This is a genomic window from Klenkia sp. AC732, assembly GCF_979256525.1.
Genome location: NZ_CEEDOS010000159.1, coordinates 1 through 243, shown reverse-complemented (window position 1 = coordinate 243; position 243 = coordinate 1). Strand labels below are relative to the sequence as shown.

At 79.0% G+C, this 243-nt stretch carries 1 protein-coding gene; it reads left to right on the top strand.

Features of this window, described 5'->3' with window-relative positions; genetic code table 11:
• Window positions 1-92: 92 nt before the first annotated feature.
• Window positions 93-243, top strand: a 151-nt coding sequence (locus AC0IVP_RS22095) for an FCD domain-containing protein (RefSeq protein WP_471759303.1), incomplete at its 3' end; no start/stop codon positions are given.

The window sequence follows — 243 nt, the reverse complement described above, 5'->3', positions numbered from 1 at the left end:
GTGTAGGCCGCGTTGACCGCGTCGCCCCAGGCGGTGGCCGGCAGCGGCTCGGTGCCGACGTGCCGGCGGGCGACCGCGGCGTCGTCCGGGCCATGCACGAGCTCGCCGTCCGAACCGCCGTCCCCGCCGTGAGCGCCGACGACGTCGCCACGTTGCGCGCGGCCAACGACCGGGTCGCCGCGGCCGTCCGGGCCGGGGACGTCGACGCCGCGATGGACGCCGACGACGCCCTGCACGACGTGC